Annotated in this window: 19 protein-coding genes; 6 read left to right on the forward strand and 13 right to left on the reverse strand. The window is 63.3% G+C overall.

Features of this window, described 5'->3' with window-relative positions; all coding sequences use genetic code 11:
• Position 1 precedes the first annotated feature (1 nt).
• A complete protein-coding gene (locus PO605_RS25675) occupies positions 2 to 2,494 on the reverse strand; it encodes a hybrid sensor histidine kinase/response regulator (protein ID WP_272207070.1) in 2,493 nt (830 codons plus the stop codon).
• A 597-nt stretch (positions 2,495 to 3,091) separates the two neighbouring features.
• Between PO605_RS25675 and PO605_RS25680 the strand changes: the two genes are divergently transcribed.
• From PO605_RS25680 to PO605_RS25690, 3 genes are all read left to right on the forward strand, one after another.
• Complete coding sequence (locus tag PO605_RS25680; RefSeq protein ID WP_334313823.1) at positions 3,092 to 4,192, forward strand: porin; 1,101 nt, start codon at positions 3,092 to 3,094, stop codon at positions 4,190 to 4,192.
• A gap of 122 nt (positions 4,193 to 4,314) precedes the next feature.
• Positions 4,315 to 5,895, forward strand: a complete 1,581-nt coding sequence (locus PO605_RS25685; protein ID WP_272207072.1) for an esterase-like activity of phytase family protein — start codon at positions 4,315 to 4,317, stop codon at positions 5,893 to 5,895.
• Positions 5,896 to 6,400: 505 nt separating this feature from the next.
• Positions 6,401 to 8,164, forward strand: a complete 1,764-nt coding sequence (locus tag PO605_RS25690) for a DEAD/DEAH box helicase (protein WP_209803514.1) — start codon at positions 6,401 to 6,403, stop codon at positions 8,162 to 8,164.
• Between the two features lie 149 nt (positions 8,165 to 8,313).
• On the opposite strand, the gene PO605_RS25695 is transcribed toward PO605_RS25690, so the two are convergent.
• From PO605_RS25695 to PO605_RS25705, 3 genes are all read right to left on the reverse strand, one after another.
• Complete coding sequence (locus tag PO605_RS25695) at positions 8,314 to 8,772, reverse strand: sel1 repeat family protein (RefSeq protein ID WP_272207073.1); 459 nt, start codon at positions 8,770 to 8,772, stop codon at positions 8,314 to 8,316.
• 136 nt (positions 8,773 to 8,908) lie between these two features.
• Positions 8,909 to 10,357 carry a DUF1501 domain-containing protein gene (locus PO605_RS25700; protein WP_046988224.1) on the reverse strand — a complete coding sequence of 483 codons (1,449 nt, stop codon included), beginning with the start codon at positions 10,355 to 10,357 and terminating at the stop codon, positions 8,909 to 8,911.
• 43 nt (positions 10,358 to 10,400) lie between these two features.
• Positions 10,401 to 12,290, reverse strand: coding sequence for a DUF1800 domain-containing protein (locus tag PO605_RS25705; protein WP_272207074.1), 1,890 nt, complete (start codon positions 12,288 to 12,290; stop codon positions 10,401 to 10,403).
• Positions 12,291 to 13,212: 922 nt separating this feature from the next.
• Here PO605_RS25705 and PO605_RS25710 point away from each other — a divergent pair.
• Both PO605_RS25710 and PO605_RS25715 read left to right on the forward strand, forming a co-directional pair.
• Positions 13,213 to 13,623 (forward strand): hypothetical protein, encoded by a 411-nt coding sequence (locus tag PO605_RS25710; protein WP_272207075.1) that lies wholly within the window; start codon positions 13,213 to 13,215, stop codon positions 13,621 to 13,623.
• A gap of 327 nt (positions 13,624 to 13,950) precedes the next feature.
• Complete coding sequence (locus PO605_RS25715) at positions 13,951 to 14,685, forward strand: HNH endonuclease (RefSeq protein ID WP_272207076.1); 735 nt, start codon at positions 13,951 to 13,953, stop codon at positions 14,683 to 14,685.
• A gap of 340 nt (positions 14,686 to 15,025) precedes the next feature.
• Here PO605_RS25715 and PO605_RS25720 read toward each other — a convergent pair whose 3' ends face one another.
• Both PO605_RS25720 and PO605_RS25725 read right to left on the reverse strand, forming a co-directional pair.
• A complete protein-coding gene (locus tag PO605_RS25720; RefSeq protein WP_272207077.1) occupies positions 15,026 to 15,460 on the reverse strand; it encodes a hypothetical protein in 435 nt (144 codons plus the stop codon).
• A gap of 435 nt (positions 15,461 to 15,895) precedes the next feature.
• A complete protein-coding gene (locus tag PO605_RS25725; protein WP_272207078.1) occupies positions 15,896 to 16,144 on the reverse strand; it encodes a helix-turn-helix domain-containing protein in 249 nt (82 codons plus the stop codon).
• Positions 16,145 to 16,301: 157 nt separating this feature from the next.
• Here PO605_RS25725 and PO605_RS25730 point away from each other — a divergent pair, with 157 nt between their 5' ends.
• Positions 16,302 to 16,679, forward strand: a complete 378-nt coding sequence (locus PO605_RS25730) for a hypothetical protein (protein WP_272207079.1) — start codon at positions 16,302 to 16,304, stop codon at positions 16,677 to 16,679.
• 109 nt (positions 16,680 to 16,788) lie between these two features.
• On the opposite strand, the gene PO605_RS25735 is transcribed toward PO605_RS25730, so the two are convergent.
• The 7 genes from PO605_RS25735 to PO605_RS25765 form a co-directional block, all read right to left on the reverse strand.
• Positions 16,789 to 17,334, reverse strand: coding sequence for a PepSY domain-containing protein (locus PO605_RS25735; protein ID WP_180317117.1), 546 nt, complete (start codon positions 17,332 to 17,334; stop codon positions 16,789 to 16,791).
• Positions 17,335 to 17,476: 142 nt separating this feature from the next.
• Positions 17,477 to 18,688 (reverse strand): tryptophan synthase subunit beta, encoded by a 1,212-nt coding sequence (gene trpB / locus PO605_RS25740; protein ID WP_047219003.1) that lies wholly within the window; start codon positions 18,686 to 18,688, stop codon positions 17,477 to 17,479.
• A gap of 440 nt (positions 18,689 to 19,128) precedes the next feature.
• A complete protein-coding gene (gene mmsB, locus PO605_RS25745; RefSeq protein WP_272207080.1) occupies positions 19,129 to 20,025 on the reverse strand; it encodes a 3-hydroxyisobutyrate dehydrogenase in 897 nt (298 codons plus the stop codon).
• Positions 20,026 to 20,062: 37 nt separating this feature from the next.
• Positions 20,063 to 20,542 (reverse strand): DUF488 domain-containing protein, encoded by a 480-nt coding sequence (locus PO605_RS25750; RefSeq protein WP_016446002.1) that lies wholly within the window; start codon positions 20,540 to 20,542, stop codon positions 20,063 to 20,065.
• Positions 20,543 to 20,564: 22 nt separating this feature from the next.
• Positions 20,565 to 21,029 (reverse strand): TfoX/Sxy family protein, encoded by a 465-nt coding sequence (locus tag PO605_RS25755; protein WP_272207081.1) that lies wholly within the window; start codon positions 21,027 to 21,029, stop codon positions 20,565 to 20,567.
• Between the two features lie 23 nt (positions 21,030 to 21,052).
• Complete coding sequence (locus PO605_RS25760; RefSeq protein WP_016446004.1) at positions 21,053 to 22,219, reverse strand: acyl-CoA dehydrogenase family protein; 1,167 nt, start codon at positions 22,217 to 22,219, stop codon at positions 21,053 to 21,055.
• 101 nt (positions 22,220 to 22,320) lie between these two features.
• The gene (locus tag PO605_RS25765) at positions 22,321 to 22,722 is read right to left on the reverse strand and encodes a lysozyme inhibitor LprI family protein (RefSeq protein WP_334313822.1); all 402 of its coding nucleotides are present in this window, start codon (positions 22,720 to 22,722) and stop codon (positions 22,321 to 22,323) included.
• Between the last annotated feature and the right edge of the window lie 17 nt (positions 22,723 to 22,739).

The raw sequence follows: 22,739 nt of genomic DNA on the forward strand, positions 1-22,739 counted from the left end.
CTCAGTCCGATGGCACAGCGTCTGTACTGCCCAGAATCTCCGCCACCTTGAGCGCCAGCGCATCCAATGTGAACGGCTTGGTCAGAAGCTGCGTACCGGGGTGCAGGTTTTCCTGGCTGAGCGGAGATGCCTCGGTGAACCCGGTGATGAAGAGCACCGGCAGGTCGGAACGGGCCAGGCGAGCCTCGTCGGCAAGCTGCTTGCCGTTCATTCCGCCGCGCAGCCTCATGTCCGTGATCAGCATGTCCACCCGGGTTCCGGCGCGCAGTACCTGCAGCGCGGCGGCTGCATCGGCCACGGCAAGCACCGTGTAGCCCAGGTCGACAAGCGCCTCGTCGATGAGATGGCGGATCGGGGCTTCGTCATCCACGACCAGCAAGGTCCTTTGGGCAGGAACGACCACCTGCCTTGCCGCATCGACCGCGCGTTCTGCAACGGGCGCGGCGTCGCACCGGGGCAGATACAGGCAGACGGTGGTGCCCTGGCCCGGCTGGGAGAAGATCCTGACCGCTCCTCCCGATTGCCGCGCGAAACCGTAGATCATCGACAGCCCCAGCCCCGTTCCATGGCCCACCGGCTTGGTGGTGTAGAACGGCTCGAAGGCGCGCGCAATGGTCTGCTCAGACATGCCGGTGCCCGTATCGGTGACGCACAGCGATACATAGCCGCCCGGCGGAAGGTCCCACTCCCGGGCTGCCGCCTCTTCAAGCTCGATATTGGCTGTCCTGATGGTCAGCCGGCCGCCTTCGGGCATGGCATCGCGGGCGTTGATGCACAGGTTCAGGATGGCGTTCTCCAGCTGCGTTCCATCGATTTGCGCATGCCACAGATGGGCTGCCGGCACGATGTCGATGTCCACGCTGGCGCCCACGGTCCTGCGCAGCAGGTCCTCCCAATCGGCCAGGAGCGCGGCCATATCGGTGGGCTTGGAGTCCAGGATCTGCCGGCGCGAGAACGCAAGCAGCCGCTGCGTGAGCGTGGCGGCGCGCCGCACCGCCCCCTGCGCTCCATGGATGAAGCGCGTGAGGTTGTCCACCTGGCCGCGCGCCAGCATCCGCTGCAGCAGCTCCAGATTGCCCATGACGGCCGCCAGCAGGTTGTTGAAGTCGTGCGCAAGGCCACCCGTCAACTGGCCCACCGCCTCCATCTTCTGCGACTGGCGCAGCTGCTCCTGCACCTTGGCCAGCGCTTCGGCCTTGGCCATTTCGGAGGTGATGTCGCGGCCCACGGCATTGATGCGGCCTGCCGCCGAACGGGTGGACCAGGAGATCCAGCGGTAGCTCCCGTCCCGATGGCGGTACCGGTTGTCGAACCGGGCATGCGCCATGCCGGTGGCCAGCTCCTGCGTGTCCTGGATGGTGCGCGCCAGATCCTCCGGATGGATGAGATGAAAAAGCGTGGTGCCCAGCAGCTCGTCTTCACGCCAGCCCAACACCTCGGTCCAGGCCGGGTTGACCGCAGTGATGATGCCCTCGAACGTGCAGCGCATCATGATGTCGGATGACAGCTGCCACAGCGCGTTGCGGTCGGCCGTGCGCTCTGCCACCTGTTCCTCCAGCGTGGCATTCAAGCGCTCCAGCGCGGCCTGGGCCTGCTTGCGCTCGGTGATGTCGGAGGCCGCTCCCAGCCAGCCGGTGATGGCGCCTGCGGCATCGAACAGCGGCACGGCGCGCGAGAACGCCCAGCCCACGCTGCCATCGACGCGGTTCACCCGGTGCTCGATCACGTAGTCCGTCTTCGTGCGGATGGCCCGCGCGATCTCCGCGCGCACCAGGTCGCGGTCCTCCGGGGGGATGTAGTCTTCCAGCCAGTTCGTGTTGGACGCCTGCGTGTCAGGGATGAACCCGCCGCCTGCCAGCTGGTGCAGCTCGCTCCAGTCCGCACTGATGGAGTAGCGCACTTCCGAGGAGGAGCGCACCAGCGCATCCAGCCGCTCCTCGCTCTGGCGCAACATGTCCAGCGCCCGCCGTTCCGCATCGATGTCCAAAATGGCGATGGCCGTGGCCACGACTTCCTTGTCCGCATTGCGCAGCGGCACCCCGAAAACGCGCGTCCATACCTCGAGCCCCTGGGGCGTGTCATAGACACAGTCAACGCCCGGCACCACCAACTCACCGCGGAACGCGCGGGCGGCCACAAACTGGTCGCGGGGAACGGGCTTGCCATCCTTGTCCCAACTGCGCCAGCGCCCGCGGTCTTCCTCGGCCGACAGCAGCGAAGGGATGGGGGTGTCCGGCAGGAAATGGCGGTAGGCCGGGTTGGACATCAGCACCTTGCCACCCTTGCCCACCAGGCACAGGCCTATCGGCAGATGCTCGATGAAATCCGAAAACAGCGTCTTCTGGTCCGCGACCTGCGCATCGAAAGGGTCCTGATCGCTGGCGCCCGCGCCCTGTACGGCGCTGGCATGGCCCGCCGTGGCAATCGCCAGTTGCGCCCGCAGCCGGGCGTTTTCCTCGCGAAGCAGGGCAATCTCTTCGGACTCTTGGATCATGGGGGGATGGAGCGAGGCGTTGGGTGGAGGAGAGGGGGCAGCTCGCCGCTGGCGGGGACGGCGATGCTGCTGGGGATCATAGCTGTGACTGCTGGTGCGACCGATGTTGAGGCTGCAGTCCTCGGTGCGGCAATTCTTGTGGGACTTCGCCCTCCCAGGGACTACGGGGTTGAACTGGCTGTGCAATGGGCTGAATTTGGGTCCCCAATGACCGATGAATCGGTCGACGAACGCTCGAAATGTTCCATTGAAGATATGGAAGTCGAGAAACTTATTTAGAAAATGGCAAAAGAATGCATATTTCCGCCAATTTCTCGAATATGAATCAAACAAATCGGCAATGAATGATCTGCTCCGTCGTGCAGGCCATGGCTGAAGGGTGGCGGCGATGGGGCTTCCTTGCGGGAAACGTGCCGCAGGCACCGCCGCTGCTGTGACTTTCATGTCACACAGCACAGCTGTCACGAAGAATACTTATGTGTTGCCTAGAGTTCCCGCAGCGGTGGCAGGAGGCTACCGTCATTCTCATTAATAAGTTCAGTTCGTATCTCGCCAATGAAAAATCAAAAAACGTGCTCGCGCATTCTGGGACTCGCGATGGGCACATTCTTCGCCTCTTCTTGCAGCTTGGCCCTGGCACAATCTTCCGTCACCATTTTTGGTGTGGTGGACGTCGGTGTCACCGTTGCCAAGTCCGGCAGCAACAGGCTCAATGCACTGAACTCCAGCCAAGGCAAGACCAGCTTGCTTGGCTTGCGCGGCACGGAGGACCTCGGCGGCGGCAACCGAGCTCAGCTCTGGCTTGAAGGCGGCCTCAACCCCGATGTCGGCTCTGGCGGCAGCAGCGGCTCCCTTGGCTTCGAGCGCCGCTCCACGATCGGGCTGAGCAACAATTCCTGGGGTGAAATCCGGCTGGGTCGCGACTACACCCCCAGCTACAACATCTTCACCGCTTTCGCGGGCCCCGACACCACCACCGGTGTGCAGGCCAATCTGTTCCAGACGATCCGCCAGACTGCCTATAACGCCGCCAGCCAAAGCGGCGTGGTCGACCGCACGCGCATCAGCAACGCCGTGGGCTACCTCCTGCCGAGCGACCTGGGCGGTATCTATGGCCAGTTCTCGGTTTCCTTTGGTGACGAGAACGCCTCCGGCTCTGGCGCAAGCAAGGCCCGCAGGTACATAGGCGGCAACCTGGGCTATCGCTCTGGCCCGCTGAACGTGGGTATCGGCTACGGCCGGATCGACGGTACCGCGGCCGTGGCTTCACCCAGCGCCATCGCCGCAACCAGCGATCTGGAAGACCTGGTGCTGGGCGCCTCGTACAACTTCGGCAGTTTCCTGCTCAATGGCGGATACAACAGCCTGAAGTGGGAGCCCGTCAACGGCGCAACCTCCGGGAAGGTGGATGGTTTCTACCTGGGCGCAACCATCCCCATGGGGCCAGGCAGCTTGCGCATCAAGTACGCCAGCGCCAAGTTCAGCGGCAACGCCTCTGCCCTCACGCGCAGCGGCGGCAAGGCCGACAAGTATTCGATCGGATATGTCTACGACTTCTCCAAGCGCACCTCTCTGTACGCCGGGCTGGCGCGTGTCAACAACAAGAACGGCGCCAGCGTCGGCCTGATCGGCGGCCCTGCGGGTGTGGCCAACGCCGGCTCGACCGGTATGGATCTGGGCATCAGCCACTCGTTCTGAGCGGCACAGCGCCTTTTCCAGAAACGAAGCCTTCAAGCTTGGGCAGGCCCTTGCCAAGCAGGGCCTGCCGATCTGCCGATCTGTCTATCAGGCTTGCCTCTTCTTCTCAAGACCTACTCGCCATGCGACCCCCCACTTCTTCTTCCTGCCTGATGGCAGTGATCGCCGCCGCGGCTGCCTTGCTGAGCGCCTGCGCCGACACCCGCCCGCTCCAAGTCGCCGGCTCCGAGACGGTGACGCAGACCACTGGCGTCGGCAGCATCCGCGCCACCGTCACGCGCCAGGACGTCCAGTTCGACGACCGGTTCTATTTCCCCTACGAAGGCCAACACCCCGCCACCAAGGCCGATTTCCCCAAGGGCTTTCTGCCAGCCTACGGTTCGGGCCTGGCCTTGAAGGGCAGGCGTGCCGACGGCACGCTGGAGTTCTACGCCATCACCGATCGCGGCCCGAACGCGACCACCGGCCCGGTCACGCAGATCACCGACGGCTCCAATCCCGCGGGCTTTGCCAGTTCCACCGTGTTTCCTTCGCCCAACTTCACTCCGTCCATCGGCGTGATCGCCCTCGGAAAGGACGGAGCCAGGCTCGTCTCCACCCTGCCGCTCAGATTCAGCGCCACACAGAACGCCAACGGCCGAGTGCAGCCACGGGGCATCACAGGCAACACGGGCGAGCAAGTCCTGGACGACTCCTTCACCTATCCCGGCAAGGCCAAGGGCTACAGCGAATTCGGCCTGGACACGGAATCCGTGGTGGTGGATGCCGCACGCAATGTGCTGTGGGTGTCCGACGAATACGGACCCTTCATCGTGAAGGTCGACCCGGCGACCGGCATCATCCAGAAGAAATACGGGCCTGGCACTGGCGCGGCCGATCTGCCGGCCATTCTCGCCAAGCGCCGCGCCAACCGTGGCATGGAGGGGCTGAGCATTGATGTGGCCAGCGGCAAGCTGCACGGTTTCCTGCAAAGCCCCCTGGACGACGGCAAGGCCGACTACACCACCGCTGCCGTTGCCGACGCCACTGGCAAATCGGAGAACGTGCGCGACTACGCTCGCTTTGTGCGTTGGGTGGAGTTTGACCCGACCACCGAGAAAACCCGCCTGTTTGCCTTGCCCGTGGACAGCCGCTGGTACAACCAAGGCAAGACCGGCAATGCCAAGCTGGGTGATGTGGTCTCACTGGGCAAGGGGAAATTCATCGCCATCGAGCAAGGCACGGGCAAGAACAAGAAAGTCTTCAACGACCTGGTTCTGATCGAGTTTCCGGCCAACGCCACCGACATCACCGCGCTGGGCTCCGACCTGGAAAAGAGCAGCCTGACTGGCAAGCCGGTCAATGGCTCGGACTATTCCAAGGTCGTGACGCTCAAGAAGACCCGGCTCTTCAACCTGAACGCCACCGGCTGGGTGGCCGAGAAGGCCGAAGGCCTGGCGCTGGTCGATGACTACACGCTGGCGCTGACCAACGACACCGACTTCGGTGTTTCGCTGGCCGTGCTGGACGCCAGCGGCAAGGAAATCGAAGGCTCGAACGTCACCAAATGCATGGTGGACGCCGAAGGCAAGATCGTGAAGGACGGCCAATGCGCCAAGGGCGCGGCGAGCCTTCGCTTCACCACCAATGACGTCAACGACCGCACGCAGCGACTGTGGACCTTTAAGTTCAGCAAGAAACTGAGCGAATACGGCGCTCCCTGAACGACTGCGACTGCTTGGCATAGGCAAGACAACGGGGCCAAGGCGATCCAGGGCGGTTCGTCCAGCGCGAAGGCGCTGCGACGGGCCGCAACGCTGATGTCGCCTCCTCTGGCATCTGCACGGAGCAGCGCCGCCGTTGCGGCGAAAGTGCGGGGTTGCCGCAATGGCTGGACCTTTCGACCTCCAGCAGTCTTACGGCATTGCCCAAAGCGGTAGTCGTCGAGTGCGTAGATGGCAGGCATACGTCCGAGCCAAGCACTTTCACAATCAAATCCTCCTCTGCTTGGCCATTTCAGAAGCGCCTTCAAATTCCATGCTGGTTTCCGCGTGAGTCGAGGAAATTCAACAGAGAGCCGTTCAGAATTCAATTCCGGATTTTCGATGGCTTGGGATTGGCCAGTCATCGAATTCCTGAAGAGATGGTGCGTGCGGTATCCTCAGCCGCTCTGTAGAGGAGAAGAAAGTGGCGGTACTGATTCCTGCGATGGGCGCGTGCGTTGGGCGCATGACGCCTGGCGAGCGACGCCTGGCCGAGCGGTTGGAGCAAAAGCTCGAAGACGATTACATGCTCTGGTATGACGTGCCCATCGGCCCCAAGCAGACGCATCCTGACTTTGTCGTCATTCATCCACGCAGGGGCGTTTTGATTCTTGAGACCAAGGATTGGCGGCTCGAGACGGTTCAAGAGGCGACCAAACAGGCCTGGACGCTCATCGTGGATGGAAGACCCAAGGTCGTCATCAATCCGGCAGCCCAGGCGCGACACTGCGCCATTCAAGTGGTCAATGCACTGGAGCGGGATCAGCAACTCATTCACGGCGAAGGCCCTCATCAGGGAAAGCTGGCATTTCCCTGGGGCAGCGGCGTGGTGTTCACCAACATCACGCGCAAGCAGTTTGAAGAATCTGCACTGGACCAGACGATTGATGCGCATCTGGTCATCTGCAAGGACGAGATGCTGGAATCCGTTGATTCGGAGGCTTTTCAGCAGCGCCTGTGGAACATGTTCCCCCACGCTTTCGGCAAAGCCATGTCGGTGCCGCAGCTTGAGCGCACGCGGTGGATCATGTTCCCGCAGGTGCGTGTTCCGGTGCAAGGCAGCCTTCTGCCGGAAGACGCGGACGAGCTGCCGGACATCATGCGCGTCATGGACTTGCAGCAGGAGCAACTCGCGCGCAGCCTGGGCGATGGGCATCGCGTGATCCACGGAGTTGCCGGCTCAGGCAAGACCATGATTCTTGGCTATCGTGCAGAACACCTGGCCAAGACCGCTTCGACCAAGCCCATCCTCGTGCTCTGCTACAACGAGCCCTTGGCCGTGAAGCTCAATGCCTGGTTTGCGGCCAAGGGCCTGGCCGATCGGGTGCACGCCCGCAACTTCCACAAGTGGTGCCGCCAGCAATTGGTGGCCTATGGCCAGACGCTACCCGCTCAGGGCCCGGGCATGTTTGATCAGATGGTGGAGTTTGTGATTCGCGGCGTGGACCGGCAACAGATTCCGTCCGGGCAATACCAGGCCGTGATGGTCGACGAGGGGCACGACTTTCAGCCTGAATGGCTCAAGCTCGTCACCCAGATGGTGGACCCCGAGACCAACAGCCTGTTGATCCTGTACGACAGCGCCCAGAACATCTATGGCAAGAGCAAGGCACGTGGGTTCAGCTTCAAAAGCGTGGGAATCCAGGCCTCTGGGCGCACGACCATTCTCAAGATCAACTACCGCAACACCAGGCAGATTCTGCAAATCGCCAACCGCGTCGCCGCCGAGTTCCTGCAACCCAATGCCCAGGATGAGGACGGTGTTCCGCTGGTGCAACCCATCAGCTGCGGCCGCGAAGGGCAGGAGCCGCTGATCGTGCGCCTGCCGAGCTTGCGGGACGAACCCGCCAAGATCGCCGAGCTGCTGGCTGCGGCGCATCAGGAAGGCCACGCCTGGGGTGACATGGCCATCCTGTGCCGCGATCACGACTCCATGAACCAGTGCGCCATGGCACTTGGCCGCCGAAAACTGCCGCATCGCGTGCGACATCGTTCAGGTGACTTCGATCCACTGGCCGACACCATCAAAGTGATGACAATGCACGCCAGCAAGGGATTGGAGTTCCCGGTCGTGGCCGTTGCAGGAGTGGGGCAGATGCCGCGTGAAGGCGAAGATGCGGCGGACGAGGCCAAACTGTTCTATGTGGCTGCGACGCGGGCGACACAAAAACTGGTGTTGACTGTGGCGGGCGAAGGGGCGTTTGCGAAGGCGCTGGTGAATGCTGGGTGAGGGCGAGGTGAATACGGGTTGAGGGCAGGGCGAGGAGGGGCACAAGTCCGTGGTGCGGTGGTCAGGGCTCCAGGCGTGGTACCAGTGGCGTTGCACCCGCAGCGCATTCTTGAGGATGGCGCTGCGATCCGAAAATGATTTTGCGCATATCACCCTTCCCACTCGGATGTGCAAGCCATCTTGCCACTCGGCGCATTGCGCAGGCGGTTCAGGAAATCCAGCTGGCTTTTGGCCGTTTGATTTCCTTTTGCCACGGCTTGCCGCAGCCAGTGCACTGCTTCGCAGCGATCCGCTTTCACCGCGGTGCCATACAGGGTTGGGCCTGCCAGAAGAATCCATGCCAGTGTTTCCTGGGCTTGTGGCTCGCCATCCCGGGCCGCCTGGCGCAGCAACGCGAGCATGGAGGCGTAGTCACCCGCAGTCTGCGCCTCCAGGGCCAGTTGAAACCGCTGCTCGGAAGTCGTGGCCATGTCCAACGGCAGCGGTGCCGCCTGCGCCAGCGCGCCGGACAGGGCCGCTGCGATGAACAAGCCGTGCCGTGCACGCCGGGCCAGCGTGGCAATTGTGGTGGCAATTGGTGTGGCAATTGGGCGGAATTCGAATCGCATTTTTGTCTCCACTTGAATTGAGTGGCCCCATCGTCTTCGCAATCCCGGTCCCTGAAAATTCGGAATTGTCAAAGGCGCCCTCAGGGCCACCCAGAGGCTGACTCGAATCGGCCGTGCAGGCCCGGCGCGCACGGCTTCAGCCCATGAACCCCAGATCGATGGGATACGCCGAGCCGCCGAAGTTGCCGATGTGCGGCAGCACCCCCGCCAGCTCGGTATTCGCCACGCCGAACCAGCGCGCCAGGGTGGCGGCGTACTGGTCCACGGCAGTGCTGGGCAACAGGCGCCCCTGGCCGACATGCCACTGGTCCTCGCTGCCGCTGCCGTTTCCCACGCTGATGGGCGGCGGCGCGCCATAGAAGGACGCGCCACGCACCGCGCCGCCCACCACGAAGTGGTGGCTGCCCCAGCCATGGTCGGAGCCGTCGCCGTTGGACGTCAGCGTGCGGCCGAAGTCCGACGCGGTGAAGGCCGTGACCTTGTCGGCCACGCCGAGTTCGGCCGTGGCGTTGTAGAAGGCCGTCATGGCGCTGCTCACCTTGTCGAGCAGCTGCGGCTGGTTGGCGATCAGGTTGTCGTGCAGGTCGAACCCGCCCAGCGAGACGAAGAACACCTGCCGGCGCGTGCCCAGCGCGTTGCGTCCGGCGATGAGCCGGGCCACCACCTTGAGCTGGTCGGCCAGCGGGTTGTTGGCAGGGAAGGCGGTGGACAGGCTGGCGCTGGAGAGGGCTGAAGAGATCTGCCCCTCGGCACTGATGGAGCGCTGCGTGACGCGGGCGTACTCGGCCTCCATCGCGTGGCTGCCGGCCGTCTGCACCAGCTCGCTCAACAGGCCGCGCACGGCGGTCGATCCATAGACGCTGGTGCCCTTGACGGCGTTGATGGGCACGGCGCCGCCCGGGCTGATCTGGTACTGCAGCGCCTGGTCGCCCGAGAGAAACACGGCGTTGCCCGTGGCCGAGATACAGGTGAAGAGCGACGTGGCGTTGGACGACAGCGCCAGGTCGCCCAGGTTGCCGCCCCAGCCCAGGGTGGAGCCTTCTGCGCCCTGCGACTGCCACACCGACTGCTGGTCGTTGTGCGAGAAAAGCTTGGGCGGCAGCGGGTAGCTGCGCCGGTCGCCGGTGGCATATTGGGCCCGCGTGAGCGGCACCAGCAGCGGGCCGACGTTCAGTTGCACCGCAGCGCGGCCCGCGTTGAAGAGGCCGGCCAGGCCCGTCATGGATGGGTGCAGCGCGTACTGCATGCCACCGGCCAGCGCCGTGCGGGGCTGCAGCAGCGTATTGCCCAGCGCGGCGCGGGCCAGGGCAATGCCACCGGCCGTGCCATCGCTGTTGCCGCCGCGGATGGCGGAGTACTGCCCGTAGCGGGTGCTGTCGTAGGGCACGACGGTGTTGGCGTAGTCGCAGCCGCCATAGAGGAAGACGCAGACCAGCGCCTTGTAGTCGCTTGCCTCGAAGGCGGCGGCCTCGCCCAGCGCGGCAAGATTCAGGGCGAAGGGCAGGGCGGTACCGGCGGCGGCCAGTTGCGTGCTGCGGCGCAGGAATGCGCGGCGCGTGTGGCGGGCGGGGTCGATGAAATTCATGGAGATGTCGCTTTGCTTTGCAGACGTTCGGTCACTTGTTCGGTCACTTCTGCACCAGATATTCGGGGCTGGCCATCACCAGCAGCACGGCGGCTGCCACGCGGTTGAGCTGGGTGGCGGTGTTGCTGGTGGCCGTCACCGGCGTGGCATTGAGCGCTGCCACGATGCGCGCCTGCGTGGCGGCCGATACCTGCCCTGCCGACAGCAGCAGCGCCACCTTGCGCACCAGCGCGGCGGCGTCGGCCACCAGGGGCAGCAGGTTGGCGTAGCTGCAGGTGATATCGAAGCCGTTGGCTGCGCTGCTGCCGCCCTGGGGCAGGTCTGGCGCGTTCACGTAGTAGCCGAAGCGGATCACGTTCTGCATGAAGTTCAGGTAGCCGCTCACGCTGGTCTCGGTGACGATCTGGAACTCCGGCGCCACCTGGCCCGTCGTGGCCAGGGGCGTGGAGGGCGGCACGTAGCCCGGGCGGAAGAAGTTGAACACCGAGCCCGAGCGCATCGGGCTCTGGCCCAGGCGGGTGGCCGGGTCGCTCAGGTTGTCGATCTTCCAGGTGCCGCGTGCCGACCGCAGCCCGAAGGTGCGGCCCCACTGCACGAAGCGCACCATGGGCTCGCGCAGGCGGCCGTACTGGGGGCTGGCAAGCCCTGCCGCGCCGCGCGCCTCCGGGTCCAGCAGCACGGTGGCGATCACGGCGCGCAGGTCGCCCCGCGTGCCGCTGCCGTTGTCGGCGAAAGCGGCGGCCACGCGCCCCACATAGGCGGGGCTGGGGTTGCTGGTGACCAGGCGCTGGATCAGCTGGCGCCCGATGAAGGGCCCCACGTTGGGGTGGTTGAACAGCGTATCCAGCGCCGCCTTCAGCGCCGCTGGCCCCGACGTGCCCGCAGCCACGGTGGTGCCCAGGAAAGTGGCGGCCAGCGTGGAATGGCGCGCGGCGTTGAAGGCCATGGGCAGCAGCGCCTGCTGCAGCCCCGTCACCGTGCTGCCGCTCAGGTTGGTGGGCTGGTTCTTGCTGGTGTCGTAGTCGTAGCCGGTGAAGACGCGCGCCAGGTTGCTCACATCGGCTGCCGAATAGGTATCGATGCGGTTGCCGCTGCCGTCGCGCTGCTCGGTGCCGTCGGGATTCAGGCGGTAGAGGCCGATGGTGAACAGCTGCATCACCTCGCGGGCGTAGTTCTCGTCGGGCTGGCGGCCGCTGCGGGCGTCTTCCTTCTGGTTGCCGCGCGTGCTCAGGTAGATGCCCATGGCCGGGCTGAGCGTGACGGCCTCCAGCAGCGTGCGGAAGTTGCCGAAGGCATGCTGGTTCAGCAGATCCCAGTAGCCGGAGGCCAGGAAGATGCTCCAGGGCTGCTCCAGCCCCGTGGTGGAGACCACCATGATCTCCGACAGCGCCAATGCCACACGCTTGCGCACGGCGTCGCGCTCCGTGAAAAGCTGGCTCCAGAGCATGAAGTCGGAGGGATACGAGACGTTGTCGTAGCGCGTGCCGGCCTCTGCCACGCCGTAGCCGCGCTGCATCAGCCAGGCCGTGCCCGTGGTGTCCACGGGCAGCGCGAACTGCTCGGCCAGCCAGGGGCCGTAGCCCTTGGCGCGCAGCGCTGCGATCTCCTCGTCGGTGGCCGAGAACTGCGCCTGCAGCAGGAAACGCGCGGCTTCTTCATCGCTGGCGGGGGTGGCCGTGGTGCCCGTACCGGTTCCGCCACCAGGGCCGGCTCCAGAGCCGCCAGTGCCGGTGCCGGGGGCTGAATCGCCCCCACCGCCCCCGCAGGCCACCAGCAGCGCGGCCGCAAGGGAGGAGGCCACGGCGGGAGGAATCAGGGAGCTCTTCGGTTCGTGGCCGAGGTGGCCGGGCTCTGCGCAGGCAGGCAAGGAATCCGCGGGCGCGCGGTCGGGCGGCTGCAGCGTGGAGGCTGCAGCCTGTGGTGTGGGGTGCATTGTGGGCTTTCAGGCAGAGGCCGGGGCGTGGCAACGAACTGCCTCGCTCTTCGGCGCGTGGCGCAGAGTGTTCCAAGGATTTCGGAGGTGCGCAGCCACCTTGCAGCCCAAAAGCGTGTCAAGACGTTATACGGCGCAGGGGCGTCAGGGGGCTGTATGCAGGGTTGACGCTGTGGAGCCTGGGCAAAGCCCGATGTGGGCCGCTCGCCTGCCGGTGTTCTGAGGGATGCGCAGCGTTGTGCGGGTGCAACCATGCGGGCGGATTGTCATAGGGCTTTCTCCTGCTTCAGGCTGAAGAATGCTGCTTGACGTCTTGGGGCCGTACACCTGAGTGCGGTGCGTCTGCACGGAGCAGCGTTGCCGAGCGGTATCTGTCGCCTGGTGTTCGCATGAAGGCTCCTGAACGCTGCACGCAGGCTCAGCCACTTCCGGGATGCCAAGGTCAGGCAATCCTCTGGTTGCCAGTGTGTATGGTGAAGTCATCCGTGCAAGTTACCTGAAGCTTAGGTTTTGCACTTCATATTTGAGACCGCCGTAAATCAACTGTAAAAAACAATGATGAGAATCTTCTTTATGTTGGTGGGGATCATGATTTCTGGCCTGGCCGCAAGATTTCTGCACTCCTACCTCACAGACCTGAATCTCAAGATGGCCGGGCTCTACGCTCACGCTGGATTCATCCCTCCCGCAAGCCAAGGGCGAACTTTCCACAGAGAACTATGGGGGATATTGGACTTGGTTGCTCATGAGAACCCAGTCTCCCAACTGCGGACTATCGGTGTTCGATCCACAGGAGACCTTCATTGCGCCGCCGGCAAGCTTCATTGTGAAGGCGGAGAAGGGCCGCTGGCTGGGTTCGCATTGCGTTAGGTGTTACTGTGATGTATCATTTTGCGTCCTTTATTGTTTAATTCGTCTTTGTATGTTTGATCTTAATAAATTAAAAAAACAACAAAAAACAAATGAGTGGTTTTCGCAAGCAGAAGATGGAGCAGAGTTATTTCTTTGTGGGACCGATGAGGGGCCCAGCATTGCGGCACTTGAGGATGCAAAGATAATAATTTCTGAATATTATTTGATAAGGAAAAAATCGATTGCTCTACTAGAGTCTTTTATGAAAGATAGTGGGGAATGGTTTCTTAATTCAATAATTATCGGTCCATTTCAATCACAGAAAGACGGTGACTTTCGTGTGGAACTTGGTTTTGAGGCGGATAGGAATAAAAACGAATATAGTTACACAGGGTTTACTGTCTACTTTACGCTTAACAAGGAGGGGAGGCATCTTGGCTTGATATCGCATCCTTTTAAATTCTCAGTTGAATTCTCTTAATACATCCAAATATTCATTGTTTCAGCGTTTATGACTGAGGTGTCAATTCAAATGATTAACGACTGTTTTCCCTTGTTTTGATTGGATGCTCCTGACCTGTTGCTGCTGTAGTAGTTCGATTCCACTCAGGCATCCAAAGGTTACGCCTGCCGGCGGCTGCAATCGAATTCGGAGCGGTCGGTGGAATGCGGATCGAAAGCCGCGTGTAGTTTTCATGGAGGAGATGTGATGACTTATGCGCGAACTAGTTATCGAAACTTGAGTCAGCCAGTTCCCTGATCGACGGTTTATCATTGCCAATCAGCATTCGAAAAAGGATCGACACGCATGGCACGCGCCACAGTTACGCCAGAAATTTTCGCGGCAGCGTATGAAGCTGCGAGGAAGGTGCTTGAAGGAACGGCAAAGCTGACCTATGCTAAAAATGCCGTTGCGGCAGAATATGGCATTGCGGAGCGCACGGCGATTGGATACATCGGCTGTTTTCTCGCCATGCGCCGAGGCAGGACGTTTAAAACCACCGTAAGCGCAGACGGGCTTCGGTTCATGCTTAATCGTATTGCTGAAGGTGGACCAGTTGACCTGATGACTGCTCTACAATCAGTCATGAGTCACATTATGTATTTACATGAAATTACCGGAAATGAGCCGGGGCTGCGCCGTGTTCATGCGGAATTTGTTGTCAGGCTTCGCGAAATGGCTCGGTTCGATGAAATGCCCCTCTCGCTCGACGACCAAGTTAAAAAAGCTTTGGCAGATGCGCCCGAATCGCGCGCGCTGCGGCTCCGGCAAGCTGGGACGATGCCGGAACAGCAAATCGTGCTGGCGCGGGTTTTCAAGCGCAATCCCGATGTAATCGCGGAAGCTCTTGTGATTGCGAACGGCGTGTGCCAAGGCTGCCACCAAGTCGCGCCATTTTTGCGGAAAGACGGGCGCCCGTATCTCGAAGTTCATCATCGCCAACCGCTTGGAGAAGGCGGTGCAGACACGGTTGAAAACGCGATAGCGCTATGTCCAAACTGTCATCGAGAACGGCACTACGGCGCAAGCTATTGCGAGTAAGAGCAAAGAAAAAATAATGCTGACGGTAGGGTGCTTCGGCTAGCGGATCTCGCGGCAGAATTTTGCGGAGCAATTTAAAAATCAATCATCCCCTTGAGATACTTCGCCAAGGCTTGTTGTCGGGTGGTGAAGTAGCGCCCAGCTATTCTGTCAATTCAGCGTTAGTTTGTGGAAAAAATTGGGCTGTCCTATCCATGTCAGCTTTGGGCTTTGAATTCAACCAGTCCATGCAACACAATGACTGCAATTTGCTCAATGAGTGCTAGCCATGAAGCAATGACCTCTGGTCTAGTACACCGAAGCACAGTAGTCATAGTGGGATTGACTGCTTTTAGCCATCTCAAATCCGCGGCAGGGATGCTCGGCGCTCCGAAATGACTTGGAGCAACTCGTCGACGGCAAAGTGGCCCGTCGCCTCAACTTTTGTCGAGACCGCCGCCAAGTAGCATTCCCAATGCTCAGAAGGAGCCTCCCAGGGCATCTCGCGAATAGTCCACCAGCGGTCAAACACCTGAGTGGTGATGCTGTCGGAGCCAAGGACGCGACAGGCGTCGGGTGAAGAGGACAGGAACTCATACTCACGGACGCGCGCAAGGTAGAGAAGTTTCACAGCCATAGCAACTGCCCCTTGGCGCCAAGCCGATCTGTCCGCCCAGCACCTGCTTGTCAGCACGGGCTGTAGGAGCATGTACGCCTCTTCCGCCGCGAGGACTGATGGGAATGTGGCCAGCGCAACTGCTGATGGCTCAATCTGAAAATAGGTGGTGTGCTTCACGAGGTCCAATGCTCGATTCGAATGTCAGTTTGCAGGGGGACTCTGTTTATGCCACGAATGGCCAGTTGAATTCACAGTCGCCTCAGGTCTATGCGTTCCGCTTCGCCGCAACGCTCGCTATAGCTTCCTCAAAAACACGGACGGACCGCACCTGCCCGTCATACTGGTTCACACGGGCCTCCGTGAGTACCGCCGCGTCCCTGGGTCGCTCCTTCGCGATGTGCAGCTCGAAAACAACCTCATCTCCCTGCCAGAACGTTCCCAATGTCAGGCCGACATCGTCGGGTATGCGCTCGAACGGCTCAAGCGCAGTTCGGGTTGCAAGCCGAGCTGCTTCTTTGAGGACGGTCAGCGGGATTTTTCGGTGTCTGGTTATTGCCATCGAACTAGATTCTGCCGTGCCGACGAGTGACTCGTGTTGGCCACAGCATTCCTTCACTGGGTGCCACTTTCACGCTTTTCCAATCGTTTATCCACTTCACCCACCACATCCCCCGGCGCAACCCCCAACACCTTGCACAGCTTGAAAACAGACCGAAGGCTCGGACATTTGCTACCAAGCTCCAACTGGCTGATGTAGTTGCGCGCCAGCCCGGCTTCCGCGGCAAGGGCTTCCTGGGACAGTGCACGCTCATTGCGTAGCTCACGCAACAGGCTTCCAAAGGCTTTATCAAGTTCTGTCATATCTGCTCACTAAAGTGAGCAAAGCTTCCGGGTTTGCGTGCAGATAGTCTTCCACCTATAGTTGGAGTTTTGTAAAGCAGCGATGGCGCTTCCAGCAGATGGGCGTCGCATTTGCCCAGTGATCTTGGGCGCTGAGTAACTCTCGACTGGAGCGCAGATGGAGCAGCAAGTCTTAGCCACCACACCCCCACCCAAACTCGAAGACTTCGCCATAGACGCCGTCCTGCACATGGGCGCCGCGCTGGATGTGCTGGACCTGCACGCTCGCCACAAGGTCACGGCCATCAATTGCGTGTGCCGCGATCTGCTGCGCATCTACTACGTGAAGGCCGATGAGGCGCAGTCGCTGGAGCCGGAAGACAAGGAACTGGTGGGCCTGCTGCACGACACGGCGGTGAACCTGGGCTATGCCATTGAGGTGGTGGAGCATCTCAATGGCGATGAGGCCGACGACCCCATTCTTTATGCCGTGAGCTATCTGCTCAGGGCCGCGAAGCGGTTTGCGGATGAGGGGGTGTCGGTAGCGTTGGCCTGAAGGGCGCAGCAGGCGCGGATGGCCTGCGGATATGGCGGGAACGAGGCAAAAAATGGGCGAAAAAAAACGCGCCCCATGCTGAAGCGCGCTGCCGGGTTGGGGCGGTGTGTCAGTCCTTCTTGGCCCGGATGACTTCGCCGCCCACGGCGTCGATCTTGACTTCCATGAGCGTGCCGTTGGCCTGCAGCACTTCGACCTGGTAGCTGGTCTGGCCCCAGTGGGAGTCCAGTTCCGCGCTGACGGGCGTGCCCGGAGTGTGGCGGGTGGCGGCCTGTATGGCCTGCTCTATGGTGGATTTGGCCTTTTCCAGGCGCTGGCGGTCCTTGCGCTTGGCGGTGCCGTCGTTCTTGTGCTGGGCGGCCTGGCCGGTGATGGCGTTGACCCAGACTTCCACGCTGTCGCCGGCCGGTGTGATGACTTCAATTTCGTAGCGCGGGCCCATGCCGTCGCCGTCGTCCAGCTGGGCTTCGATGGCCTTGCCGGGCACGGCCTGGGTGGCGCGGGTGATGGCCTGTTCCAGCGGGATCTTGGCCTGGCTGGTGATGGTCTGCCATTCGGCCACCGACTTGGCTGCGGCGGGCAGGGCGGCGGTGGCGCAGGTCAGGGCCAGGGCGATGGAGAGGGCGGCGGTGCGTGCGAACGGGGCAGGCTTCATGGGTGTGGCTCCTTCCGGGAATGGGGTTGGACAAGGCTATGGTCGGGGCCATTGTCTCTACCGTCCCGGAGAGCGGTTGTCGGAGAGGGCGCCCTTTGCCCCCTCCGGCGTGCTGCGGTTTGATCCAGCGCAAGCTCTGCGTTCAGAGGCCCAGCACCTTGGCCACGTAGTCGGCGTCCTTGTCGCCACGGCCCGAGAGGTTGATGAGGATGTGCTGGTCCTTGGGCAGGCCGGGCGCCACGCGCATGGCCCAGGCCACGGCGTGGGCGCTTTCCAGGGCGGGGATGATGCCTTCCACGCGCGACAGCTGCATGAAGGCGTCCAGGCATTCCTTGTCGGTGACGGATTCGTACTGCACGCGGCCCAGGTCCTTGAGGTAGCTGTGCTGCGGGCCCACGCCCGGATAGTCCAGGCCCGAGGCAATGCTGTGCACGGCAGCCGGCGTGCCGTCTGCGTTTTCCAGCACGTAGCACTTCATGCCGTGGATTTCACCGGGCTTGCCCATGCTGAGGGTGGCTGCGTGGCGGCCGGGCTTGTCCGTGCCTTCGCCCGAGGGCTCCACGCCGACGAGCTTGACCGAGGCATCGCCCAGGAAGGCGGTGAAGATGCCCATGGCGTTGGAGCCGCCGCCCACGCAGGCGGCCACGTGGTCGGGCAGCTTGCCGTGTTTGGCCTGGAATTGCTCGCGCGCCTCGCGGCCGATGATGCTCTGGAAGTCGCGCACCATCATCGGGAACGGGTGGGGGCCGACCACGGAGCCGATGGCGTAGATGTAGTCGGTGGGGTTGGTGAGGTATTCCTCGAAGGCGCTGTCCACGGCCTCCTTGAGCGTGGCCGCGCCGCGCGTGACGGGCACGAGCTTGCAGCCCAGGATGCGCATCTTGGTGACGTTGGGATGTTCCTTCTCGATGTCCACCTGGCCCATGTGGATCTCGCAGGGAATGCCAACCAGCGCGCAGGCCGTGGCCAGGGCCACGCCGTGCTGGCCGGCGCCGGTTTCTGCGATGACCTTCTTCTTGCCCATGAACTTGGCCAGCAGGGCCTCGCCCAGGCAGTGGTTGATCTTGTGGGCGCCGGTGTGGTTGAGGTCTTCGCGCTTGAGGTGGATCTGTGCGCCGCCCAGCTGCTCCGACAGGCGCCGCGCGTGGAAGATGGGGCTTGGGCGGCCCACGTAGTCGGCGAAGAGCTGGGCCAGTTCCTGCTGGAAGTCTTGGCGTTTGGTGATTTCGGCGTAGGCGGTGTTGATGTCGTCCATGGCCTGCTTGAGGTGGGGCGGGACCAACTGGCCGCCGTAGGGGCCGAAATAGCCTTCCTCGGTGGGCATGGGGGAGAAGGTGGGGGGGGTAGTGGTCATGGATGCTGGCGGGTGTTCTGTGGAATGGCGGATGTTGGCGGTGGCAGCTTACGTAGGGCTGCCATGGGTCTGAAGAGAGAAAACCCCGGTTGGATTGACCGGGGTTTCTTGCTTTTTGACCCTGCCGGGTGGTTGTTTTTCGAGGCCGGGTTTCGGCCCGGCGGCCGACCGACTTTCTTGCCGCGCGGCAAGAAAGTAGGCAAAGAAACGCGCCCGAATGCCCGCGACCCCTTCGCTGCGCTGCGGGGCAACCTGCGTAGGGCCACCTGCGGGGTCCGCCGCAGAACTCACTGCGCGCTGCGCGCTCCGTTCAGACAACTGCGGCGAGTCAGTTGACGAAGCAGTCCTGTCCTTCGGCAGGACTGCAACCCCGCAGGCGGCCCGACGCAGGCGCGGGCATACGGGATTGGGGGCGGGGAGATGGGCCGGGGCCGGGGGCGTCAGCCGTTCTTTTGCAGGGAGCGGATGACGCTGGAGAAGTCCAGGGCGCCGTTGCCGGCGATGGAGTGCATGGCGTACATGGCGCGCGCCATGCCGCCCAGGGGCGTGGAGGCCTTGACGGCCATGGCGTTTTCCTGGGCCAGGCCCAGGTCCTTGAGCATGAGGTCGGTGCCGAAGCCGCCTGCGTAGCTCTTGGAGGCGGGGGCGTTTTCGTGGACGCCGGGGAAGGGGTTGTATTTTTCCAGGGCCCAGTTGCCGCCCGAGCTGCGGCGCATGATTTCGCTGAGGACCTTGGGGTCCAGGCCGTTGGCCACGCCCAGGGCGATGGCTTCGCTGGTGCCGATCATGAGGATGCCCAGCAACATGTTGTTGCAGATCTTGGCGGTCTGGCCCGCGCCCACGGCGCCGGCGTGGAAGATGTTGGCGCCCATTTTTTCGAGCAGGGGGCGGGCGCGCTCCAGGTCGGCGTCGCTGCCGCCGACCATGAAGGTGAGGGTGCCAGCAATGGCGCCGCCCGTGCCGCCGGAGACGGGGGCGTCGATGAAGGCGATGCCTGCGGCTTCGGCGGCCTTGGCGACCTTTTGGCTGGTGGCTGCGGCGATGGTGGAGCTGTCGATGATGAGCGCGCCCTTGGCAATGCGCTGCAGCAGGCCGGCCGCGCCGTCACGGCCGAGGAAGAGGCCTTCCACATGCTGGCTGGCGGGCAGCATGGAGACCACGGCTTCTGCGCCCTGCACGGCGTCTTCGGCGCTGGCGGCAATGCTCACGCCCTCTGCAGCGACTTTGGCGCAGGCGTCTTTGGAGAGGTCGAAGGCCTTGACCGTGTGGCCGGCCTTGTGCAGGTTGATGGCCATGGGGCCGCCCATGTTGCCGAGTCCGATGAATGCGATCTGCATGTGCTTGTCTCCTGTGTTGTGAAGCTTGTGGTGTGTCTCAGTGGACCGTGTCGTCGGTGTAGTTTTCGCCGGGGTCCATGTCGCCGGTGTCCTTGTCACCGTTCGCAATGTCGGCGCCGCGTTCCTTGAGCAGGGAGCGCAGGATGCCGCGGTGGCAGCGCGCCTCCTGCTCGCAGTAGCAGCCGATGGCGAAGGCGCTGTGCTGCGAGAGGGCGGCCAGCAGGTCCAGGGTGCGGCTGGCGGCGGGTTCGGCCATTTCCTTGCGGAATTTGCGCACGAATTGCTGCCAGAGCTTGTCGGCCTCGGCCTGCTGGCCGTGGTCCTGCAGGCGGTGCGATTCGAGCGCGGTGTGCATGGTGTCGGGCTGGGGCGAGAGTTCGGGGTACCAGACGTCGTAGTAGTCGCGGCTGGCGAATTCGGCCTTGGGCACGCCGCGCGGCGGGCGGCGCACGGTGCCTATGCGCAGGCCTTCATCGGCGTGGCGGGGGCTGCCTAGCTGGACGATGCGGATGGGCATGGGGCTCTCCTGCAAAGGGGGCTTATTCGTCGCCGAAGATGGGGTGCTTGCGTGTGCGGCGCCCGGCCGGGGCGGGCGGCTCTGGCGGTGTCTTTGCGTCGGCGGGCGCGGGTTCGCTGGCCTGGGCCTTGCGCTTTTTCGGGGGAGTGGCCTTGGCGTGGGGGTTGAAGGCCAGGGCCTGGGCAATCCAGTGCTGCCACTGCTGGCGCGTGGCGTAGGCGGCGGGGCCGATGAAGAAGTAGCCGTCCATCTGGCCCTTGGACGATAGCGGGCGCAGGCCCGGCGTCTCGGCCACGGCCGCGTGCTGCGAGGGCGGCAGGCGCACCAGCAGTTCGTCGTCTTCCACGCCCAGGCACAGCTTGCCGTTGACCATGAAGACATGGCAGCCGAACATGCGCTTTTCCTGCACGTCGTCGCAGCCGGCCAGGGCTTCGCGCACGGCGTCTATGAGGTGCAGCGTGGTGTCGGAGAGCGGGCGGGCGGGCATGGCGCGGGCTGGATGTGGATGAATCAGCGGATCATGTCCGGCGCATCGCCTTCCAGCATGCGCCGCGCGATGATGACGCGCATGATTTCGTTCGTGCCTTCGAGGATCTGGTGCACGCGGGCATCGCGCATGAGGCGTTCCAGCGGGTATTCGCGGATGTAGCCGTAGCCACCGTGCAGTTGCAGGGCCTCGTTGCAGACCATGAAGCCGGCATCGGTGGCAAAGCGCTTGGCCATGGCGCAGTAGGTGGAAGCGTCGCGCGCGCCGGCATCGAGCTTGGAGGCGGCCAGGCGCACCATCTGGCGCGCGGCCACGAGTTCGGTGGCCATGTCGGCCAGCTTGAACTGCAGGGCCTGGAAGCTGGCAATGGGCTTGCCGAACTGCTTGCGCTCGTGCATGTACTGCTGGGCCTGGGTGAGTGCGCCCTGGGCGGCGCCCACGGAGCAGGTGGCGATGTTGATGCGCCCGCCGTCCAGGCCCTTCATGGCGATCTTGAAGCCTTCGCCCTCGCGGCCCAGCAGGTTCTGGGCCGGGATGCGCACGTTGTCGAAGCTGATGACGCGCGTGGGCTGGCTGTTCCAGCCCATCTTCTCTTCTTTCTTGCCGTAGCTGATGCCGGGCAGGTCGGCGGGCACGGCAAAGGCGGAGATGCCGCTGGCGCCCGAGCCTGCGTCGCCCGTTCTGGCCATCAGCACCAGCATGTCGGTGCTGCCCGCGCCGCTGATGAAGGCCTTGGCGCCGTTGATGATGTATTCATGCCCCGCCAGTTCGGCCCGGGTCTTGAGCGAGCCGGCGTCCGAGCCCGCGCCGGGCTCGGTCAGGCAGTAGCTGGCCAGCTTGCGGCCGCTGGTCAGGGCCTCGCCCCATTCGGCGCGCACGGCGTCGGTGGCCCAGGTGCCCAGCATCCAGGTGGCCATGTTGTGGATGGTGATGAAGGCGGTGGTGGAGGGATCGACGGCGGCCAGTTCCTCGAAGACCATGGTGGCATCCAGGCGCGGCAGTTGCAGGCCGCCGGCGTTCTCGGGCGCGTACAGGCCGCAAAAGCCCAGTTCGCCCGCCTTGGCGATGGCCTCGCGCGGGAAGATGGATTCACGGTCCCAGTGCGCGGCATGGGGCGCGAGTTCGGCCTGGGCAAAGGCGCGGGCCGATTCGGCAAAGGCGCGCTGGTCGTCGTTGAGTTCGAAGTCCATGGCTGGCTTGTCTCCTGCGTTGGGCTCTGGGGCCCTTGTTGTTCTGGGGGGGCTTTCGGTGCCTGTCGATGCCTGTCGATGCCTGTCGATGCGTGCGGCGGTCAGTGCTGCAGCCAGCGCTCCAGCGCCTGCATGCGCTCCTGTGTCGCGGCCGTGAGGCATTCGTGGTACAGACGCGGGCCTTCGGGCTGGGTTTCGCTGTCGCGCGTGGCGGCCTTGCAGCGCGCCGTGCGGCCCTTGATCCAGCCGTTCTGGTCGTGGCGCAGGCCCGTGCGCTTGCCCTGGGGCAGCTGCTGCATGACGTCCAGGTAGCGGATGTTGAGCGCGGTGTCGGCCTCCTGGAAGGCCTGGACCGCGCAGGCATTGCGGCTGGCGGCGGCGGTGGAGGCCGGGTCGCAGGCTGCACCGGCCTGCGCGTGTAGGGTCAGGGGCAGGGCGGCCAGGGTGGTCAGCAAGGCGGCACCCAGGCCCCGGGAGAGGGAGGCGGTCATTGGAAAACGCATGCCGCCATCATCCCAGA

The sequence above is a fragment of the Delftia sp. DT-2 genome, assembly GCF_028401915.1.
GTDB lineage: Bacteria > Pseudomonadota > Gammaproteobacteria > Burkholderiales > Burkholderiaceae_C > Comamonas > Comamonas tsuruhatensis.

Excerpts from the sequence above, each read along its gene's own strand:
- PO605_RS25675 (WP_272207070.1), bottom strand. The coding sequence starts at position 2,494 with ATGATCCAAGAGTCCGAAGAGATTGCCCTGCTTCGCGAGGAAAACGCC.
- PO605_RS25680 (WP_334313823.1), top strand. The coding sequence starts at position 3,092 with ATGGGCACATTCTTCGCCTCTTCTTGCAGCTTGGCCCTGGCACAATCT.
- PO605_RS25685 (WP_272207072.1), top strand. The coding sequence starts at position 4,315 with ATGCGACCCCCCACTTCTTCTTCCTGCCTGATGGCAGTGATCGCCGCC.
- PO605_RS25690 (WP_209803514.1), top strand. The coding sequence starts at position 6,401 with ATGACGCCTGGCGAGCGACGCCTGGCCGAGCGGTTGGAGCAAAAGCTC.
- PO605_RS25695 (WP_272207073.1), bottom strand. The coding sequence starts at position 8,772 with ATGCGATTCGAATTCCGCCCAATTGCCACACCAATTGCCACCACAATT.
- PO605_RS25700 (WP_046988224.1), bottom strand. The coding sequence starts at position 10,357 with ATGAATTTCATCGACCCCGCCCGCCACACGCGCCGCGCATTCCTGCGC.
- PO605_RS25705 (WP_272207074.1), bottom strand. The coding sequence starts at position 12,290 with ATGCACCCCACACCACAGGCTGCAGCCTCCACGCTGCAGCCGCCCGAC.
- PO605_RS25710 (WP_272207075.1), top strand. The coding sequence starts at position 13,213 with ATGTTTGATCTTAATAAATTAAAAAAACAACAAAAAACAAATGAGTGG.
- PO605_RS25715 (WP_272207076.1), top strand. The coding sequence starts at position 13,951 with ATGGCACGCGCCACAGTTACGCCAGAAATTTTCGCGGCAGCGTATGAA.
- PO605_RS25725 (WP_272207078.1), bottom strand. The coding sequence starts at position 16,144 with ATGACAGAACTTGATAAAGCCTTTGGAAGCCTGTTGCGTGAGCTACGC.
- PO605_RS25730 (WP_272207079.1), top strand. The coding sequence starts at position 16,302 with ATGGAGCAGCAAGTCTTAGCCACCACACCCCCACCCAAACTCGAAGAC.
- PO605_RS25735 (WP_180317117.1), bottom strand. The coding sequence starts at position 17,334 with ATGAAGCCTGCCCCGTTCGCACGCACCGCCGCCCTCTCCATCGCCCTG.
- trpB (WP_047219003.1), bottom strand. The coding sequence starts at position 18,688 with ATGACCACTACCCCCCCCACCTTCTCCCCCATGCCCACCGAGGAAGGC.
- mmsB (WP_272207080.1), bottom strand. The coding sequence starts at position 20,025 with ATGCAGATCGCATTCATCGGACTCGGCAACATGGGCGGCCCCATGGCC.
- PO605_RS25750 (WP_016446002.1), bottom strand. The coding sequence starts at position 20,542 with ATGCCCATCCGCATCGTCCAGCTAGGCAGCCCCCGCCACGCCGATGAA.
- PO605_RS25755 (WP_272207081.1), bottom strand. The coding sequence starts at position 21,029 with ATGCCCGCCCGCCCGCTCTCCGACACCACGCTGCACCTCATAGACGCC.
- PO605_RS25760 (WP_016446004.1), bottom strand. The coding sequence starts at position 22,219 with ATGGACTTCGAACTCAACGACGACCAGCGCGCCTTTGCCGAATCGGCC.
- PO605_RS25765 (WP_334313822.1), bottom strand. The coding sequence starts at position 22,722 with ATGCGTTTTCCAATGACCGCCTCCCTCTCCCGGGGCCTGGGTGCCGCC.